General features: G+C 31.4%; 19 protein-coding genes and 1 pseudogene. 4 read left to right on the top strand and 16 right to left on the bottom strand.

What is annotated here, in order from left to right:
- Window positions 1-222: 222 nt before the first annotated feature.
- From HBE96_RS25315 to HBE96_RS25285, 7 genes and pseudogenes are all read right to left on the bottom strand, one after another.
- Window positions 223-396 carry an NAD(P)H-dependent oxidoreductase gene (locus HBE96_RS25315; protein ID WP_169300487.1) on the bottom strand — a complete coding sequence of 58 codons (174 nt, stop codon included), beginning with the start codon at window positions 394-396 and terminating at the stop codon, window positions 223-225.
- Window positions 397-423: 27 nt separating this feature from the next.
- Window positions 424-633, bottom strand: a pseudogene (locus HBE96_RS25310) (cysteine hydrolase); the annotation flags it as partial.
- A gap of 152 nt (window positions 634-785) precedes the next feature.
- Window positions 786-1445 carry a 7-cyano-7-deazaguanine synthase QueC gene (queC, locus tag HBE96_RS25305; RefSeq protein WP_169300486.1) on the bottom strand — a complete coding sequence of 220 codons (660 nt, stop codon included), beginning with the start codon at window positions 1443-1445 and terminating at the stop codon, window positions 786-788.
- Window positions 1446-1456: 11 nt separating this feature from the next.
- Window positions 1457-2122: a putative 7-carboxy-7-deazaguanine synthase QueE gene (gene queE, locus HBE96_RS25300; protein WP_169300485.1), complete on the bottom strand. Its 666-nt coding sequence runs from the start codon at window positions 2120-2122 to the stop codon at window positions 1457-1459.
- A 13-nt stretch (window positions 2123-2135) separates the two neighbouring features.
- Window positions 2136-2552, bottom strand: coding sequence for a 6-carboxytetrahydropterin synthase QueD (queD, locus tag HBE96_RS25295; RefSeq protein WP_169300484.1), 417 nt, complete (start codon window positions 2550-2552; stop codon window positions 2136-2138).
- Window positions 2553-2569: 17 nt separating this feature from the next.
- Window positions 2570-3331: an acyl-CoA dehydratase activase gene (locus HBE96_RS25290; RefSeq protein ID WP_169300483.1), complete on the bottom strand. Its 762-nt coding sequence runs from the start codon at window positions 3329-3331 to the stop codon at window positions 2570-2572.
- Between the two features lie 138 nt (window positions 3332-3469).
- On the bottom strand, window positions 3470-4489 hold the full coding sequence (locus HBE96_RS25285) for a 2-hydroxyacyl-CoA dehydratase (RefSeq protein WP_169300482.1): 1020 nt from the start codon (window positions 4487-4489) through the stop codon (window positions 3470-3472).
- Window positions 4490-5597: 1108 nt separating this feature from the next.
- On the opposite strand from HBE96_RS25285, the gene HBE96_RS25280 reads away from it, so the two are divergent.
- The gene (locus HBE96_RS25280) at window positions 5598-6992 is read left to right on the top strand and encodes an amino acid permease (RefSeq protein WP_169300481.1); all 1395 of its coding nucleotides are present in this window, start codon (window positions 5598-5600) and stop codon (window positions 6990-6992) included.
- 180 nt (window positions 6993-7172) lie between these two features.
- Here HBE96_RS25280 and splB read toward each other — a convergent pair whose 3' ends face one another.
- The 6 genes from splB to HBE96_RS25250 all read right to left on the bottom strand — a co-directional run bounded on the left by splB (window position 7173) and on the right by HBE96_RS25250 (window position 13736).
- Window positions 7173-8195 carry a spore photoproduct lyase gene (splB, locus tag HBE96_RS25275; protein WP_169300613.1) on the bottom strand — a complete coding sequence of 341 codons (1023 nt, stop codon included), beginning with the start codon at window positions 8193-8195 and terminating at the stop codon, window positions 7173-7175.
- A gap of 377 nt (window positions 8196-8572) precedes the next feature.
- Window positions 8573-11068 (bottom strand): ABC transporter permease, encoded by a 2496-nt coding sequence (locus tag HBE96_RS25270; protein WP_169300480.1) that lies wholly within the window; start codon window positions 11066-11068, stop codon window positions 8573-8575.
- The gene (locus HBE96_RS25265; RefSeq protein ID WP_169300612.1) at window positions 11065-11742 is read right to left on the bottom strand and encodes an ABC transporter ATP-binding protein; all 678 of its coding nucleotides are present in this window, start codon (window positions 11740-11742) and stop codon (window positions 11065-11067) included. The genes HBE96_RS25270 and HBE96_RS25265 overlap by 4 nt, the downstream gene beginning before the upstream one ends.
- 222 nt (window positions 11743-11964) lie before the next feature.
- Window positions 11965-12876, bottom strand: coding sequence for a sensor histidine kinase (locus HBE96_RS25260; RefSeq protein WP_169300479.1), 912 nt, complete (start codon window positions 12874-12876; stop codon window positions 11965-11967).
- Window positions 12876-13553: a response regulator gene (locus tag HBE96_RS25255; protein ID WP_169300478.1), complete on the bottom strand. Its 678-nt coding sequence runs from the start codon at window positions 13551-13553 to the stop codon at window positions 12876-12878. Before HBE96_RS25255 ends, HBE96_RS25260 begins: the two co-directional genes overlap by 1 nt.
- Before the next feature lie 45 nt (window positions 13554-13598).
- Window positions 13599-13736: a hypothetical protein gene (locus tag HBE96_RS25250; RefSeq protein WP_169300477.1), complete on the bottom strand. Its 138-nt coding sequence runs from the start codon at window positions 13734-13736 to the stop codon at window positions 13599-13601.
- Window positions 13737-14220: 484 nt separating this feature from the next.
- Here HBE96_RS25250 and HBE96_RS25245 point away from each other — a divergent pair, with 484 nt between their 5' ends.
- Window positions 14221-14922, top strand: coding sequence for a hypothetical protein (locus HBE96_RS25245; protein WP_169300476.1), 702 nt, complete (start codon window positions 14221-14223; stop codon window positions 14920-14922).
- A gap of 364 nt (window positions 14923-15286) precedes the next feature.
- Here HBE96_RS25245 and HBE96_RS25240 read toward each other — a convergent pair whose 3' ends face one another.
- Both HBE96_RS25240 and HBE96_RS25235 read right to left on the bottom strand, forming a co-directional pair.
- Window positions 15287-16603 (bottom strand): sensor histidine kinase, encoded by a 1317-nt coding sequence (locus tag HBE96_RS25240; RefSeq protein ID WP_169300475.1) that lies wholly within the window; start codon window positions 16601-16603, stop codon window positions 15287-15289.
- On the bottom strand, window positions 16596-17285 hold the full coding sequence (locus tag HBE96_RS25235; RefSeq protein WP_169300474.1) for a response regulator transcription factor: 690 nt from the start codon (window positions 17283-17285) through the stop codon (window positions 16596-16598). Before HBE96_RS25235 ends, HBE96_RS25240 begins: the two co-directional genes overlap by 8 nt.
- 161 nt (window positions 17286-17446) lie before the next feature.
- On the opposite strand from HBE96_RS25235, the gene HBE96_RS25230 reads away from it, so the two are divergent.
- Window positions 17447-18157, top strand: a complete 711-nt coding sequence (locus HBE96_RS25230) for a TVP38/TMEM64 family protein (protein ID WP_169300473.1) — start codon at window positions 17447-17449, stop codon at window positions 18155-18157.
- A gap of 12 nt (window positions 18158-18169) precedes the next feature.
- Window positions 18170-18691: a CDP-alcohol phosphatidyltransferase family protein gene (locus HBE96_RS25225; protein ID WP_169300472.1), complete on the top strand. Its 522-nt coding sequence runs from the start codon at window positions 18170-18172 to the stop codon at window positions 18689-18691.
- A 237-nt stretch (window positions 18692-18928) separates the two neighbouring features.
- Here the strand turns inward: HBE96_RS25225 and HBE96_RS25220 are convergent, their stop codons facing one another.
- Entirely contained in the window at window positions 18929-20053 is a 1125-nt protein-coding gene (locus HBE96_RS25220) for a radical SAM protein (protein WP_169300471.1), read from the bottom strand.
- Window positions 20054-20583: the final 530 nt, after the last annotated feature.

The following is a 20583-nucleotide window of genomic DNA, read 5'->3' as shown; positions in this document are numbered from 1 at the left end:
TTCTTTAATAATTCTTGGAATATTCCACCTATAAACTGAATTTCTTGATTTGTATGTATGATTAAGCCATAAATTTGGCATATAAAAAAAGTATCTAATCCCTTCAGGATTAAATACTTTTTTATACCAATTACATAATCTCATTTTGTTTTTTCTATTTCTTTATCATCCTCTAACTTTTCTATAAGTTCTAACCTACTATGTATTCTTTCATAAAAACATTCATTTCTTTTTTTCCTTTACAGGCAAAGCAACCTTTACATGGTTCAGTTTTCTAGAAAACTGAACCATTTCTGTTTCAATTCCTTCTTTTTCTAATTCCTCAAAAACAATCTTCATTATCAATGCTGTATTTCCATCTTTTCTTGAACTACCATTGATTCCTAAAACCTTCATATTTTCACCTCTCAAATTGGAGTTTAGCTATTTCATTCTTTTAATTGTTTCATCCAATGAAATACATTCTGCATATCTGCCATTCCACATAAATTCATTGTAATATTGATAGCTTTGTTCTGCTGACATAAATTTATTATTAACTGTTGTATTTGCATGCGCTGGAACTACAATATTAAATCCATGTTCAAATCCACATTTTATAGTAGCATCAATACAATAATCTGTTTGAAGTCCTGGTTTCTTTTGCTATTTATTTGGAAACATCTTATATTCCTCCAAATATATCAAAATATTAATAACAAATTCACTTCTTCACTTTGCCTATACTACTCCCTTAAAACAAGCAAATTTATGTTGTGAGAAATTTAAAAAAGCATCTAATCCTTTTACAGATTAAATGCTTTTTTAAATTCTAAATAACCATTTTTTCTTAACCTACAGGCTGGACATTCTCCACAGCCATTACCTTTAATTCCATTATAGCAAGTTAATGTTTCATTTTTCACTATATCAAGTACACCTAAATTATAAGCCATTTCCCATGTTTCAGCCTTATTAATCCACATTAACGGAGTATAAATATCAAACTGATAATCCATAGCCAAATTTAAAGTTACATTTAAAGATTTTATAAATACATCTCTGCAATCTGGATATCCACTAAAATCACTTTGAGAGACTCCTGTTATAATATTGTTTATATCTCTTTGTTTTGCAAATACAGCTACAAAGGTTAAAAACAACATATTTCTTCCATCTACAAATGAATTAGGAATTCCACCACTTGGAGCTTCTTTATCTACCTTTATATCCTGTCTAGTTAAAGAGTTTGGCGCTAATTGATTTAATAAATTTAAATCTAAAATATGATGCTCCACATTATATTTTTTACAAATACTTTTTGCACATTCCAATTCTAATTTATGCTTTTGATTATAATCAAAAGATACTGCTATAACATCTTTAAACTTCTTCTTAGCCCAAAATAAACAAGTTGTACTATCCTGTCCACCACTAAATACAACTACTGCTTTTTCTTTATTCATACAAATTCCTCCTAAACTCCTCTTTTATCTGGATCCCATATAATTTTATGAAGCTGCATTTGTAGATTGACTCCATTCATTTTATTATCCAGCATAAATTGAACAATTTTATCCATAGCGATTTTACCAAATACAGGACTAATATACACTTTAGTTTTTTCTACTAATTTATGAATATATATTATATTTTTAACTTTTTCTAAATCTTCAATACTTCCTGCTACAAACTTAACTGTATCACTCTTTGTTAAATATTTTAAATTATCCATATTCATATTACTTTCCATGTTACTTGATGGAAGCTTATAATCCATGGTTAAACTAGGTGGATTTTCCACTTTCAAAAATTTATCTACAGCTATACTACCATTAGTTTCTATTTCCACATATAAATTTTTATCTTCACAAAGTAATTTTAATAATTCCATAATATCTTGCTGCATTAAAGGCTCTCCACCAGTTAATGTTACATTTTTTATGCCTGTGCTTTTTATGTATTCATATATTTCTTTAGCATTAAATATTTCATAAGGTACGTCTTTTTCATTAGCCCAGAGAGTATCACAATAACTACATCTTAAATTACAACCTGCAAATCTTATAAAAACAGCCAATTGACCTGACATAGGTCCTTCTCCATTGATGCTTATAAATTTTTCAACTACTTTAAATCTCATGTTTTCACCTCATCTACTCATAAACCGCACAATTGCTAGGAGTCTCATATACTACTGCTCTTTTCATGTTGTATCCTTTTTCTTTCATAGTATCAAAAAAGAATCTAGCTAAATTTTCTGCTGTTGGTCTAAATTCTAGATGAATTATTTTAAATTCATCTTGAATCAAACACTTTAAAGTTTCTTCTCTCATAGTTCCCTTTTGTATAATTAATGCATGGTCATAAAAATCTAACATTTCTTTAAAATCACTTTTTAAATCTCCAAAGTCTACTACCATTCCATCCATTTGCCCACTATCTATCAAATTTTCCGACTGAACTTCAATCTCAACTCTCCATCTGTGTCCATGTATATTACTACACTTTCCTTTATATCCAGCAAGAAAATGTGCACTGTCAAAGCTTAGTTCCACTTTTAAAATATACAATTAAATTCCTCCAAACTTTATTTCAAAAATTCACTTCCATAATAACAGCATCCTATAGCTCCATTAAACTGAGGCTCCTTAGCGCATATTATTTCTTCATAATCATTTTTTAAATAATGCCTTATAGACTCATTATTGGCGACCCCACCAGTTAAAACTAATTTTTTACCCTTAAATTTAGCTAAAAGGGGTTGAAGTCTTTTATATAAAGAATAATTTACACCTGCACATAATCTGTCCATACTTATACCTTCTGCTATTTTTCCAATCAACTCTGATTCTGAAAATACTGCACAGGTTGCATTTAGCTCCACTGGATTTTTATAATATTTGCTCATATTATTAATAGGTATTTCCAGTACATTTGCCATATTTTCTAAGTATCTTCCACAAGAAGCAGCACATTTTTCATTAAGTTCTAAATCTGTAGTTATTCCCTTTTCAACTTTAACTACCTTAACATCCTGTCCACCTACATCCAGCAATATGAAATCCTTCAATGCTGTTTGATAAAATGCACCATAAACATGAGCTTTAATTTCATTTATTGGTGTAAATGTGTTAAGATTAATATTATTTCTACCATATCCTGTAGACACTGCTCTATCTACTTTTCCTATATTCAGCTTATTTAAATCTACTATAATTCTCCCATCATAGCTGCAATAATCCCTATAAAAGCACATAGTGCTTATTTTTTTGTTTTCTATTAATTTGCTTTCTTCCATTAATGTAATCTTTACTTCCCTACTTCCAAGATCTATTCCAAGAATTCTCACACTTTTTCCTCCTTTAGGCATCTGAAATAAAATAATTAGTCCAAATGTGACGGATATTTTGCGCAGACAAGGAGGCAGGTTCCGCAGATAGTTGAACCTATCTAAGGGTTCTGCCGACATCGCATGACACAAAATAGACTAGCAGGTAGACCTATTATTTTTTTGAAGATGACTTAAGTCTAACAGCATATCAAGAAAGGCTTCTATTCTAAGTTTAGTTCTAGCATCTAATTGATTTAATTTATCTCCTTCAACATTTAGTATTGGAATATTAAGCTCTTCCTTTAAAACTATGTGTTCAACAGCTCTATAACAAAAAGCTTGTGTATAATGAATTATTCCATCTAATTTTCTTTCTTTAATTTGCTTTTTTAATTCTAAAATTCTAAAGTTTACATCATAAGGATAAGTATAATCATAATACTGCTCATATATATCTAGCGCTTTATCTCCTCTTGGAAATGCAAATTCTCTTTGAACTTCGTTATATACAAAATGCGCATTAAATTTTTCTACAAATTCATATATATCTGTTGTCATAGGAGGAACCCCTATATATCCTAATCTAATTTTTTTATGGATGGGTTTTCTATCTTTTACATCTAAAATTACCTTCTTAAGTTCATTTTCAAACCCGTCAATATTAGAATTAAAATCACTACAGCTTACTTGATACAAGTGATTTTCAAACCCATTTATTTTATTATGCTTATATGTTAATTCATCTATAGTTCTTGCTAAACCTCTGACTTCGTTCAGCCTTTTTCTAACCTTCTCCACACTCTCTATATCAACCTGAAAAATATCCATAAATCTTTTTATTGCTTCTTTTACATCTTCTTTTTTATGACTGTGTGGAAAAGAAAAAGGATATACCTTAATACCTTTTGATTTTAATACTTCTATAAGTGCCTTTGTATTAGAACAGTCTCCTTCTAAAACCCCTACGATTTCTTTAATATTATTATGTAGACATGCTCCATATATTCCCTTAATCCATGTACATAAACTTCTTGGAAAACCATCTTTTTCTGCAATATCTATATATTTTGTATAGTCTTTTGAAATCACAAATATATTATTCAAGTCCACAGGGGTATATCCCGCAGCTAAAAGTACTTCTATTGGTACTGTAGTAGTTAAACCTATCTTTTTCACAATTAGCCTCTCCTTACTAATGATTTTTAAATTAATATTTAATTTGACCGTTGCTTAATATAAACCAATAATTTATAGATTACTTACCATCATTTAGCAAAAAAGGGTACTAAAAAAGGGCTTAACTGCCCCATAAACAAAAAACTACCTTACTCGGTAGCTTGGCCCTAGTTTTGTTTATAGACAGGATGGTACAAATGAACTGTCTTTGCTATTCTATTTAATTCTAGTCTATTTTAATATATTTGTATAAGTAAGTCAAATTAATATTTATTCCAATTAACTTTCTATTAAATTTTTAGCAAAACAAATTATTATCAATTTATTAATAACTTTCAGAGGTCTTGCAGACCTTTTTAACGATTCAACTGACTATAAGAATTAAATAATTTACTGAATTATTTCATTATTCAAGTTTGAATTTTGGGATGTTTCTAATCATTTTTGAAAACAATATTTTAATATCTATATATAAAAATAAATAAATAATTGTATAATGTAAAAACCTCTGTGCAAGATAAACAGTAGAAACATATTTGCTTATTTAATTAATTTGATTTCATTTTTTTATTTTATAGCATTAATCATAATATAAAAATCAACTTTTCCATAGTTAGCTATAAAATCCTAAAAATAATTCTCAATTAATTGTAATAAAATTTTAAATTAAATTAATTAAAATTAAGTAAAAAAAGTCTATATCGTGAAGAAAAACATGTGTATAGCAATAAAAACATATATATTTCGATATAGTTATATAGAAAATGATACTTTATTTGTTATTTATATGATTATTGACAACATTGAAATGATTATATAAAATAAAGAAAGAATATTATATAAATTGAATAATTGTAAACTAAAAAAGTAAAAAGTCAAATAATTAATTTCAATTTTAATATTCTGAAAAATTAAAGTTATTTATTTTAGCACAAATTAAATCCACTCATTAAGGATACTTCACAATATATATTTTTAAGTATGATAATTCATATTCAGTGGTAGGTGAAAGAAATCCTTTTTGATATATCCTAAAAACTCTACAATCCTAATGAGATTTAAGGTTTTACAAGTATCTAATTTTTCTTATAAGAAAGGGGTAAGTAAAATGAGTAATAAAGTTGAAACTCATACAGGCGAAAACCTAGAACGTGGTCTTGAAGAAAGACACATTAAAATGATGGCAATTGGTGGAGCTATTGGAGTTGGTTTGTTCCTAGGATCAGCAACAGCTATCAAGGCTGCAGGCCCCGCTATATTGGCTACTTATGCCGTTGCAGGAATAATTATATTTTTTATTATGCGTGCTCTTGGAGAAATGGCTGTTGAACATCCAGTTGCAGGTTCATTCAGTGCATATGCAAACGATTACGTAAGTCCTCTTGCAGGATACTTAACAGGTTGGACATACTGGATAATGTGGGTTGTAACCTGTATGGCAGAAGTTACTGCAGTTGGTATTTACATTAACTTTTGGTTTCCAAACGTACCACAGTGGGTATCAGCACTTGTTGCTGTTTGTGCACTTACTGCTGTAAACTTAACTGCAGCAAAAGCATTCGGAGAAATCGAATTCTGGTTTGCACTTATAAAAGTTGTTACAATAATTGTTATGATTGCAGTAGGTTTAGCTATGATAGTATTTGGACTTGGAAATAAAGGAGTACCTATTGGTATTTCAAATTTGACTGCCCATGGTGGTTTCTTCCCTAAAGGAATTATGGGACCTATATCAACCTTGACTATGGTTTCCTTTGCTTTCGTAGGAGTTGAACTTATTGGTGTTACAGCTGGAGAAGCAAAAAATCCTGAAAAAGTAATACCATCAGCTATAAACAGTGTTTTCTGGCGAGTAATGGTATTCTATATTGGTGCATTGTTTGTTATAATGTCACTTTATCCTTGGAATAGTATAGGAACAACAGGAAGTCCATTCGTTCTTACCTTCTCCAAACTAGGTATAGCTGCAGCAGCTGGTATAATAAACTTCGTTGTACTTACAGCAGCAGCATCATCATGTAACTCAGGTATATTCACAACTGGACGTATGGTATATAATTTGGCATTGCAAGGTCAGGCACCTAAGTCCCTTGGAAAGCTTAGTTCAACTAATGTTCCTAAAAACGGAATACTTGTTTCAGTAGCCTTTATGTTAGTGGGAGTTATTCTAAATTATATTGCTCCTGGTAAAGCATTTACTTATGTTACAAGTGTAGGAACATTTGCAGGTATATTTGCTTGGTTCATGATTGTTTATACTCAGATTAAATTCAGACAAAGCCTTACACCTGAACAAGTTGATAAGTTAAAATTTAAAACAATACTTTATCCAGCTTCAGGCATTATCACTATGATATTCTTAATTGGTGTATTTATTTCCATGTGTATGGGAGCAGACACAAGAATCCCAGCTATAGTTGGAGTTGTATGGATATTACTTTTAATTGCCGCTTGGTATGCAAGTGGATTAAATAAAAAGGAACCTACTAAACTTCTTAGCTAAGCTATTTAATTACCATTCAACTATATTGATTAATAATTAGTAATTATCAAATGACTATTTCAAAGCTAATTAATTAGATTTGAAATAGTCATTTTTAATTTATAAATTCTAATGTTTTATGCAGCAATTTTTTAAATGTATATGTCAATTATCTCAGTGAAGTCCTTGAAAGTAAAATACCTATATAATATACAAAACTTTTTTATTGTTAAATAATCCTTCTATCTCTTTCGTAAAAAATTCTTTTATTTCGCTTATACTTTCTTTTTCATATACATACTTACCATATCCAAATTGCCCATATTTGAACTTACGTTCTTCATCATTCATAGGCAATTCATTTTCAGGAAATATCTCAAGTATTCTATTTTTAGCTATTGTTGTATACCTATGGGATATTACTTCAAAAGTTACTGGGAATTTTAAATCATCAGGCAGCTTACTACTTAACTCTACTAATAAATCATGATAGTGTTCTTTCCAACTAGGATAAATAAATACTGGGGCAATTAGAAATCCAACAGGATACCCTGACTGAGCTACCTTTATAGCTGCTTCTATTCTTTTACCCTTGGAAGCTGTAAAATGTTCATATTTATTTATCACAAAAGAAGTATTAATACTAAATCTTACTTCTGTGTGACCATTGTGTTCTAAATTAAGTAATGATTCTATATCATTATATTTTGTTACAAATCTAAATCTAGCATTTGGGTTTTTTCCAAAAAAGTCTACAGATTTCTGTAATGAATGTGTACAATATTCTACAGGTATAGGGTCAGATGTAGCCGCTCCTTCAAATACAGTTATATTTGGTAATCTTTCATTAATATATTTCTGAGCTTGATTAAGAATATCATCTATATTAGCATGTACTTTTACAAAAGGCTTATCTCCTAATTGGGTATTTAAATAGCAGTATTCACATTGTCCCATACACCCTGATACCAAAGGAAGCTGATAGTGTGCCGATGGTTTACAAGATTGAAACTTTAAAGTCTTTTTAATTCCAACTACTAAAGTCCTCTTACCTTCTCTATATTGAGTGAATAAATCATTTCCTGGAATATGTTGTTTTAGTCTATTAGAGGTCATTTTTATTATCTCAACATTATCATTATCTTTAAACTTGGAAAAAATACTCTTGCCCATTTCATAATCTAACGAATCCTTTTCAAATATAATTCTTTTAGGTATAAATATATTATCATCTCCTTTCTCTGGTTTCATCTATCCCATCGCTACCATTGCTAATACCCCCATCTTCTTTAAGTGGTGGATAGCTACTTTACGCACCTGGATAAGTTCTTCTAAGACTCAGATGGGTAAAATGCCTAAATGGCATTTTACGAGCTTTTGCTCAGGTAAGAGGTATTCCTCACAAGCAAACTCCACCTGAGTCTAAGAATCACTTGATAATCCTTCCTAAACCATTTATGTTTTGTAAACTTATTTTTTCTTAAAGTTTATGTTTATATTCTAGAAGTACTAAAATATATTTGATAAATTTAGTTGAAAAATAGCCAGTTAAAATGACAAAATCACTTCAACTGGCTGTATTAAAATCCTTTATTCAATTTTTATAACCAATCAATCCTTAGACGTTCTACAACACTTTGTCTACCTGTAAAGCGATAAACAACATATGGAACCAAAGAACCTAGCAAAAATAATAGTGGGAAGATGATTATAAGTGGCCAAAAATTAAATTTGAAATTCAAAAACCAAATCTTACCACATATTGGGCGCACAATAAGAAGTGAACTTCCAAAACTTAACAAAACGGAAATTACCGCAGTAAATGCGCCATAATAGCATCCCTCCCGGCATAGCATTGCCAGAAGCTGCTTTCTAGTCATACCGATACTTTGCAATATGGCCAGTTCTCTTTGACGAATTGTGATACTGGTTAAAATGGTATTGATAAAATTCAAAATACCAATGATTCCAATAATGAATGCAATGGTACCGCCAATGGATACAACGGTATTCTTAATATCCATAACACCTGCTAAGGTAGTTAATTTTGATTTATAGCTCATTGCTGGCTCAACACTATTGGTATACTGTTTTAGAAAGTGCTCCATGTCATTTTCTTTGTTTTGCGCAGTATCAAAAACATAGCTCATGGCATAGGTATTGCCAGTAATTTTTTTATAAACATCCCCCGGAAGAAAGAAGCAGGAAGAAACCCAATCATAAGTATTTGCCTCATTTGCTATGACATGACCAAGTACAGTTACCTCATAGATATTACCGTTATAATTCAATTGGACTTTATCTCCAATACTATGATTCATACTGCTCATATCCATATGACCGCGGGAATCTACCCAGACACCCTCTAGAATGTACTTCTCTGTTGCAAGTTTCTTTGTATCCATTTTACCATCCACTAATTTCAGACGAGAAAATGGGAATTCATCCATACCATATATCTGTGTGGAAAATGAACCGTCCTGTTTTCGGTTGGATGTTTGCTTGGTGGTTTTGCTTGTGTATGTAGCTTTACAACCGTATTGGCGACCACCTGCTTTAAACCCATCCTGCTTTTTTACAGCGCTGATAAAACTCTCACTGAGCGCACTTTCTTTATTGACTTTGTACTGAAAAAATAGATCAGCATGACCGATACGAAAATCCGAAGCATTATCATTTTTTAGAGCATTCTCTGGATCAACACTCTGTGAAAAGTTGAAAACCGTATTGGTAAGCACTATGCTCAGCGAAAGGCTTAGAATCACCAGCACTGTACGTTTCTTATTTCGTCCAAAATTGTTCCATGCCATTCTTTTTTGTGGAGTTCCATTTTGAGCTTTTTTCTTTCTTTTCTTACTACTGCTCAAATTGGCATCGGTATAGCGAACTGCTTCAATAGGTGATACCTTTGCCGCCATTTTTGCTGGCTTTCGAGTACTGATAAACACAGTAATTAATGCAAATGCGGCAGCCACAACAAAGATAAAAGGATTAGGAGATACAATCACCGCATTCCCCTTAAAACTTGATCGCGCCATCAGCGTCGGCAGCAGTGCCATGCCCACAAAAAAGCCGCCACAAAGCCCTAATGGAATACCAATCACCGAAAGCATCAATGCCTGCCGCAGGATGATAGCATAAAGCTGCCGTCTTGTGGTACCGATAGTTTTTAAAAGTCCATAAAAGTGCATATCACGCAATACTGAAATCTGAAAGATGTTATAAATAATAAGATATCCTGTAAATACAAATAGCAGTAATGCACAGGACAGCGCAACTATAGTAGCAATCCCCATTGTTGTACTTTTTGACAAATATCGAGGATTAATTCCTGTATTTATATAGTTCTGTGCATTTAAATCCATAGAAAATCCGCTGTCTGTAACTACCTTCTTCAGGTCTTCTTCTATGTTTTTTGTGTCTGCAAATTTTATAATTCCAGTGATAGTTCCAGTTTTTTTCTGATCCTCACGATAGGTACTTTTCAATTCATTCAAATGAGCATTAACATAAGCCTTAGATGCAATAATCGTCCCAATCTGCACACCTGGGTAACTTTTCCACCAACCAGCAAGCACGAAATCACGTGTAACTTTTTTATTGTGGACCGTGAAGTCTAATTTTATATGAGTGCCCAGTTTTTGTGGAATACCAAGCATGTCTAGTGTCTTGGTATCAGTAATTATCTCGTTTTCTGCTTGTGGCTTATGACCACTTGTGGGCTCAACAAACGCATATTTCAAACCAAGATCATCATAATACCAAAACTCTGTATGCCACTTCATAAGGAGGGCATTATCCACGCTGTCAGCAAGTTTGCGACAATAGGCTATTTCCTTTATCAGAGAATGGCTGCTTATAGTACGATACTCTGATTCTGTCATACAATTTACGTTGGCTTGTCCGTCACCTCCAGATATAATCATATCAGCAAACTGCATACTTTTCATCATGCCAGATCCCATTGTAAATAGGCTGGTAAATAAAAGTGTGGTCAGTGCAATTGCAAACACAGCAATGATATTGCGTATTTTGGCATCATGAAAGTTCTTAACTGCCAATTTGCGGATTATCTTTCTATTTCTCACTCGAATCATATTGCATCACCACCTAATATTTTTCCATCCTCAATGCGAATAATACGGTCTGCAAGCTGTGCAAGTTCCTCATTATGAGTAATCATGACAATGGTCTGATTGAATTTTTTTCCTGTCACTTTTAAAAGCCCTATCACATCCTGACTGGTCCTGCTATCCAGATTACCCGTGGGCTCATCAGCCAGTACGATAGCCGGTTTTGTTGCTAATGCCCTGGCGATGGCAACTCGCTGCTGCTGTCCACCAGAAAGCTGGTTTGGAAGGTTTTGCAATTTGCTTTCAAGTCCCAGCGTCTGGATAATCTGGTTTACATAGCTTTTGTCCGGCTTATTACCATCTAACTCTATAGGCAGAACAATGTTTTCATAAACATTCAGCATAGGCACAAGGTTAAAACTCTGAAATACAAAACCAATTTTGCGGCGGCGAAAAATTGTCAGTTCTTCCTCTTTCAACTTGAAAATTTCCTTACTATCTACCATCACAGTTCCGCTAGTTGGACAATCAAGGCCGCCTAGCATATGAAGAAGCGTGGATTTTCCACTGCCCGATGTTCCGATTACTGCGACAAATTCCCCATTTTCTACTGAAAGGCTCACACCATCCAGTGCATGGACAGCCATTTCACCGCTGCCGTAATATTTTTTTAAGTTTGTTGTTTTTAATATGGTCATCATAGTGTCCTCCCAAAAATCTGTATCAAATTCTTTTGTTATGCAAACAGAATAACAAAACATTCTTTCCACATTCTTTCTGAAATCTATCAGTTTTGAAAGATTTATCCCATTTCTAAGCATCACATAGAGGTTAAATGCCTAAATACATTTAACAGACAATCATTGTCCAGTGATCACAGACAAACTCCATCTAATGTTAAGAACTCTATTTATCTTTTCTCAGTGGGAGAGGAAAATTGAAAAGGTGGAACCTTGTTCCTTTGCTTTAGAGACCTTGATATACCCTCCTCCGCTAGATATAATTTCCCGTGCCAGAAATAAACCAAGCCCCACGCCCTCATATCCACTGACCTTTACAGAACGATAAAAACGTGTGAATATTTTTTCCTGCTCATCCTCAGCTATACCAATACCTTGATCTGTGACATCAATCCTAAAAAACAAATCATAAGGTATAGCACAAATTTTGATGGTGCTTTGTCTAGGGGAATATTTAACTGCATTATCAAGAACATTATACACCGCTTCAACTGTCCATTTAGCATCGTAATAAGCTGATCCATCATTCAATTCAGTATCAATGGTAATCTCTTTTTCTTCTGCTTTGGGCCGAATTTGAGTAATAACAGCATGAAGCAACTCTCTCATATTCTTTCTTTGTGGATTGATAGCAATAATCCCGCTTTCCAAACGTGAAGCTTTCACAAGGGCCACCATTAAAAATTCCAGCTTTTCAGCCTGATCAGATAGTGCTTTTACACATACGGCACTGTCCCCCGTCAGTTTATGCTCTGAAAGAATCTGTGAATAAAGCAGAATGTTTGCAACAGGCGTTTTAGTTTGATGAGAGATGTCTGAGATTAGACGCTGGATACTTTCCTTTTCTGCAGCCAGATTTTTAGAAGACACGGCACAGGAGAATAAAAAACGAGCCATTTTTGCTTCTATAGCAGACAGAACAGATTCGTCAAAAGTGCTTTCCATAAAATCACCATCTATAGCACTATCTAACATAACAGTCAGAGAATCCATAATTCGTCGCATTCTTCTACGATATAGAAGGATGATGGAAATTACGGTGACAATTGAAATTACTAAGATAACTCCAATTATTAAAAACTGCTTGTCCATCACACCACCGCCCAAGTATATCCAATACCGTACACTGTTTTAATATATACAGGCGAAGAAGGGGTATCCTCCAATTTATCACGCAAACGCTTAACTGTAACTGAGAGGGCATTTTCGTCTACATATACGGCACCGTCCGTCCATATGCCATCCACCAATTGTGCTCTTGTCAGGGTATGCCCCCTATTTTCAAGCAAAATACGTAGCAACTTTTGTTCAGTTTTGCTTAATTCAATGGAAATGCCGTTTTTAAAAAACTCCATTTTTGCAAAGGAGAATTGAAATCCATTAATCAATATTGTATCCTCAACGCTAGGTGCAGCACTTCGAAGCCTTGCGCCCACTCTTGCCCTCAATATCATCAAGCTGAAGGGCTTTGTTATATAATCGTCTGCTCCTAGTTCAAGGCCTGTGACTACATCTGTTTCCAGATCATTGGCGGTAAGAATTATCACCGGAACAGCAGAGTGCCTGCGTAACTCTTTCAAAAAATCCAGTCCATTCCCATCTGGTAGATTGATGTCCAAAATGATAAGATCAAAGGTCGTGTTTTCGATCTCTTGCCATGCAAAATGAAGATCCTGTGCTTGTACAAAGGTAAATTCACTGTCCTTTAAGGCAAGCGCTATGCCATTAGCTAAGGATAAATCATCCTCAATAATCAATATTCGTTTCACTTACAATTATCCTCCCTTGGTTAATTATCTTCATATCATCTATCTTTAGGTTTTTCCACATCTTTGGAAATTAACCACAGAAAGCTCTTCAATAATTCTTTTTCCATCCTTTAAATATGGCTCTATATTCTCAAATAATATCCATTTATTTATGTATATATTTCTTACTTTTTGCCATTTCATAATTTTATATATTCACCTTTTTCATAGTAAGTTAACTTATGTACACCTTTTAATACATAGGTTAAATCATTTAAATATTGTGCAAAAGAATACTTTTTATAACTTTATTATATCTTATTCTCATAATATATTTAAAACATTTCTTATAAAAATCTATTTTTGTTAAAAGTTAAACACTCTACACTAAAAATACGCATCCCTTAATTGAAAATTCATAATATTGTGCATATCAAGATTAAAATTTTCCATCAAATTTTATCTCAAGAACACTAATAGCCCTCAGACAATTCTTCTTCACTTAAAAATTTGAGATTATTAAAATTCAGATTTATACAATATCGATGGATTATAGACTTATATATTCTATTTCCAAATAGTAAATATTTTTCTTTTTTGACAATTAAATAAATAAACGTTATATTATATGTAAATTATTAGTATAATTGCAAAATTTCAAAATATTATACAAGAGAGGATTGATGTTATGAAAAAAAATGTTAAAATATTATCTTCTGTTATATGTGGATTAGTATTATCTTCTAGTTTAGCTTTAACTAATGTACAAGCTAAATCGGTAGATAATATTACTGCATCAAAAACTTCTACAAAATCAATAATATTAAATCAAAAATTTAATTATTACACCTCTTTGAATGGGGCTATGTTAATTGGTCTAAGTCAATATTTTGTTGCCACAAATAATTGCCCTACAGTTGATGGTATACGAGATACTTTAGTTAAAAATGGTTTAAGTAGAAGCATTGCAAATAATATTTCCTTCAGTTTATATAGTTTGGCAACTGAATATAAGGAAAAAGCATTTCCTGAAGACAATTTCTACAGTGCTGCAATTTTACAAGCAGGAGATGGTATGTTTAATATGATAATTGCAGATACTGGTGATACTAGAAGCTATTCTCTTTATGGAATTTTAACTTATGATGATGCTGTAAAAATAAGAAATCATGTTCGTACTAAACCAAGTTCTGCACAGTATCCAGATTATACTGTTAACTTTTTACTAAGTACCGGGATAATTAACAATAAAGAAGATGCAGAACTTCTTAGTAGATGTATTTGGGATCTAGATAATAGATGGGAATACTTCCCAGGTCAAAATAAAAATTTATTACTTTTAAAAAGCGATGATGGTAAGTGTATAAAAATAGCTCGTTCTGCAAGATAAATATATACTTAAATTATTTTTAAAAAATAGAGTTTACTGATACTTACTACAGTAAACTCTATTCTTTATACTTATCTATAAATGCCGATAACACTAAAGATTTTAATTAATTCACTTCTTATTAATCTTTTATAATAAACCTAAAATGAATGTGTTAAATGCAGTAAATCCTTTAAGTAGTAAGTTAAACCAAGGCTTCACAATGACCTCCTGCAAGCATTAACAAACCATATCCTTTAAGGCAAGCGCTATGCCATTCGCTAAGGATAAATCATCCTCAATAATCAATATTCGTTTCATTTACAGTTGTCCTCCCCTTATTAATTATAAGTCAAGCTACAGCTGATAATGTCTGCTATCAACTTTACAGCTTTATAGGCAGCCTAATTTGCACAGAAAAGATATTATTTTGTTTTGTAGCAACAATTTGTCCGTTATGTCTTTCCATAATTTTTTTACATGTTTTTAAGCCTATTCCTGTGCTGCTTACTGCTTTTAAATTATTACTTACTTTGTTCTCAACACAAATGTTTACTATCTGATCTTGTATGTAATATTCAACTTTAATTGGCACCACTTTATCTGCATATTTAATAATATTAGAAAAAATATTATCAAAAACTCTGCGTATTGAAATCAAATTTACTTCTATACGGAAAGTTGTATTACATGAATCTATTTGAAAGTTAAATCCATTGTCTTCTAATATAAAAATTTGTTCCTCCATCAACTGTTCTAAAAGTTCATTTCCATCAAAGGTTTCTACTTCCAGATCATCACCATTAGTATTAAACACTATAAAATATTCAAATAATTTATCTGAAAGATATTTAATTTGATATGCTTTTTCCCTGCTATTGTGAATATACTGCTTTAAATTTTCATCTGTCTTATACTTTTTGTATTCTATTATATCTAAATATCCTACCAATGCGGTAAGAGGTGTTCTTAAATCATGTGACATTGCAGTAATCAACTCGCTATTAGCTAAATGAGCTTTATTTTCACTATCTAATCGTTCAATAAATGATTTTCTCATCTCATTAATGCCTTGAGCTAAAGAAGCAAGTTCATCTCTTCCACTAATGGTAATTTCATGACTTAAGTTACCACCTTCTAATATCTTTAATTCATTCTCAAGTGTTCCTATGTATGTAGTCTTTCTTTTTATTAGAACCAACATAATCACTATAAAGCATAAAAAAGCAATTACACCATCAAAGATACTTACAATGTAATAATATTTATATTGAAAAAAGCACTCCATATACATTTTTGCATCTGTGTCAGCAAATTTAACCTCATAAAGCGAACCACCAGACATAAATGGATTTTCCTCAGGTTTCCCATAGTAGATAGTTGCATCATTTATATCAGAATTGTAAACCAACTGCTTGTCCTTGTAGATATAAAGACTCACATATTTCTCTTTACGAACCCATTGAGTTATTTTATCATGATCGCTTATTTTTAAATTATTATCCGATACGTATTTTGAAAAATCGGATATAGCTTGATTTTTTTGGTTATTCATAAAAGAATTTTTACCGAAGTGACTGTCTAGCATACTTTCCCCTATAGTTTCTAATAAAATGAAGATTATACAAGCTATTGTAAACGAGAATATTATGCTTAAAATTAACTTAAATTCTAATTTTGTACATAAAAACTTCTTATTCAATCCTATACCCCTTTCCCCATACTGTTTTTATATATCTAGGGTTTTGTGGATCCTTTTCTAATTTTCTCCTTAGATTTCTTATATGTACCATAATCGTATTATTACAAGAATAAAAATATGGTTCTTTCCAAATGCTTTCATATAAATTTTGTGCTGAAAATACCTTTTTTCTATGCTGAGCCATAAGTAATAATATTTCATATTCAGTTTCAGTAAGTATAACTTCTTCATTATCTATTGATACTTCATTCGAGGTTGTATTTATAGTTAATCCTTCTATATTTATGCCTTCATTTGAGCTAACCTTTTCTTTTCCTTTATATACATAGTACCTTCTAAGTAATGCCTTAACTCTTGAAACAAGTTCTGTATAGGAAAATGGTTTAGATAGATAGTCATCACATCCTGAAGAAAATCCCATACATTTATCTGAATCTTGTGTTTTGGCAGTTAAAAGTAAAATGGGTGCACTTGTTTTTTCACGAATTTCTATACATGCTTTAAATCCAGATTTTACAGGCATCATTATATCAAGTATGATTAAGTCTATATTTTCGTTAACTTTAACTACAGCATCTTCGCCATCCACAGCTTCTATTATATTATAACCTTCACTTTCTAATAAAACACGAACTATCTCCCTTATTTCTTCATTATCATCTGCAACCAAAATATTCTTCATGCTATTTCCCCTCCATTTCATTATTAGTATATATTGCAATAGATTTAAAATCTATACTATTTAAACGACTTAAGAATTTTTAAGATTTATTATATCCAAATCTTAAGATGTTTCTAATAAAATGTTAAATAATACAATATACAGGAAAGGATAAAATGATTATGAATAAATCCAAAAAAAATTTAGTTTGTAAAACATTACTGGTTTTATTAGGTGTTTTTACAGCTATAATATTGGTAAAATATTTACCCACCATCCTTGAATTGACTATGTCACCTGATAAATTCAGAAGTTATATAGTTTCTTTAAAGAATTCAGGTTCTATTGTATTCATTGCATTTCAAGTACTTCAAACAGTGATTGCTCCAATTCCTGGAGAAATAATTCAAATTGCTGGTGGATATATTTATGGAGTACCCATAGGTCTAATCTATTCAATGGTGGGTATGCTGCTTGGAGCTATTATAGCCTTTTATTTTACTAGAATGTTAGGTGGGTCTTTTGTAGAAAAGCTATTGAATGAAAAGAACTCTCAATGGATAAAAGATATTATGGACAGCAAAAAATTCTCCATAATTTTATTCATTGTTTTCTTAGTCCCTGGATTGCCAAAAGATTTTTTGATATACGTTGCAGGGTTGACTCCTATAAAACCTCTAAAGTTTTTTGGAATCTTACTTGTTAGCAGATTTCCATGGCTTTTAGCATCTGTAAGCATTGGTGCCAACCTTCATTATAGAAACTATACATCAACGATAATAGTATCCTTGCTGGCTTTAATATCCTTTATTCTAGGTGTGCTATACAAGGATAAACTTATAAATAAACTTTCATATAATAAAGACTCTCAAGAGTCATACAAAGTTAACTAAAGGAGTGATTACATGTTAAAAATATCTATACCTAATTTACTTTCACTTACTAATTTATCATTAGGAGTTATGTCCATAATGCAGACTTTTAATCAAAATTACATTTTTGCTGCTGTTTTAATAATTATTTCAGCTTTCATAGACGTATATAATGTTAGAATTACTAAATTTTCATATCCAGCTACTAACTTTGAAAAAGAACTAGATTCTTTAGCAGATTTGGTTTCTTTTGGAGTTGCACCAGCTCTTCTAATATTTATAAAGTACTATTTTCTCAATCTTAAATATGTAGAAATATTAGGAACTTGCCTTTTATTAATGTATATTATGAAGGGCTGTTACAAATTAGCCAAGTATAATTTAAGCGAATTACCTGAAAAATTTACTGGAATTCCTATAACAGCTTCCGGCTCTGCTATTGCACTTTTTTCATTGGCTGCACCCAGTAATGATATTTTCATGTTTCTATCAATTATTTTAGTAGTACTTCTTTCTTATCTTATGAGTTCAAAGCTTAAGATTAAAAAAATATAATCTTCTGTTTATACTATATGTAGTGGCTAATAAACTTAAAACACCTATCAATATGCAAATTAAGAAGTCTTAATTGCATATTGATAGGTGTTTTAAGTTTAGCCTTTTACTATTGGCTCAGATGGGTTTTACAAAAGAAAGTTCTGTCAAAACTTACTATCAGCCCCCCAATGATCGTTAACATAAATTAATTTAATACTACAAAATGGGAATCCATATTTTAATTGTCAATACACTCTAAAAAATTAACTCTCCTGGTTTATAACCATCAGGCAATTCTTCTTCACTTAAAAATTTGAAATTGTCATCACGTAGTATTGGTAAAAATGCTTCATATGGTATCTTAGAAAACTCGCAAGCATAACTACTTGATCCGAACCACTTACCCTCTTTGCTACTTAAATTCAAATCTCTGGCAAACTTTGTGTGATTTGAGCAATCATGAACTACTAAATCCCAGTTTTCTTCAGCAGCTACCTTCATAAATTTAAAAGTTAATTCCCTGCTCCATATTGGAGATACATAGCCCTGTCTTGCAATATACATGTTTTCTCCATAATAATTGTCTATGTTATTCTCATTTAAATGTAATTCTGCGCAATTTATAAAATCAAGTTTTGTATCTAAAATTGCTTGTTTTTTCTTAAAAAACGCTTCAAAAAACTCAGGAGTCATTGGAGTTTCAATACCTACATTTTTAATATATTTTTTCGCTATTTTAATATTTTCAATAACCTTATCTGAACAATTAGATGCACCCAGGTTGAAACGTATTTCATCAAGCCCAGCTTCACCTAATGCTTTCAATGTTTCTTCCGTAGCTAAAGTACCATTTGTATATAAATGTTGATAAATTTCAGCATCACTAAATTTCTTTATAACCGAATAGTATTTTTCAATTTCCATGAATGGCTCTAAATAAACGTAGGAAATGCCAGTAGGCTTCTTATGTATAGAAAGAAGTAGATCAATATCCTTCTCATAAAATTTTGTACCTCCAATTTCCCACATACCTTCGCCAATTGGAGGAATACTTTCTAGTTCTCCATAATTATAACAGAACTTACACTCTATATTACATTTATTAGTTTTTCTTATTGCACTCAAACCAGTTCCTGTCAAACAAGAACGGCATCCTTTAGAGAATTTGCTTTCATTTCCAACAAAAAAAGTTCTATTCTCCAAGTTTTTTAAGTTTTTAATTTCTGACATTAACATATCATTTCTATGATCTATAGCTGCCTCAATTTGTGCAAAGGTAGCATAAATGATTTCTTGTTGCTTTATCATAATTTCCTCATCTTCTGGTAATATTGAAAAAAATTCAAACCATGCCAATGCATCTTTCTTTGAAATTTTCATAACGTGTCCTCCTCTAATTAATCCGTCAGTGCAAAGTTTTTACACTGTTTTTTAGATTTTTTCTTTATGTATTACAAATTTAATAATTTCTTATACAAAAACAGTAATCCCATTCTTGAATATAATTGAACTCACTTACAACACAAAACTATCCAAAAGGATAGTTTTGTTGCCGAAACCAATTATATCATTTTTATTCCTATATAATCAATATTTATTGAAACAGATAAATTTGCGGCTTTTAAAACTTTTGAGTGAAACCTCTATTAGAAAATTCAACCATAGCCCCACAACATCCCCAAGGAACTTATGGACATAGCGAATCTGCTATAACACAATTCCTTGCTTTTTTAAGATTCTATTGCTCTTGGTGAACATATAAAAAGCAGTAGAATTAACTACTGCTCTAAGGTAAATATCATCTTCAGCTTGATGGAATCTTTTATTTTAAGGTGTTTATATTTTACATTTCTTTATAAGCGCCTAATCCCTTTGTGATGTCAACAATAAAATTCCATCTGAACCTAAGA

It is taken from the genome of Clostridium muellerianum (assembly GCF_012926525.1).
GTDB lineage: Bacteria > Bacillota > Clostridia > Clostridiales > Clostridiaceae > Clostridium_AM > Clostridium_AM muellerianum.
Note: the sequence above shows the minus strand (reverse complement) of the source record. Positions and strands in the feature narration are given on the sequence as shown.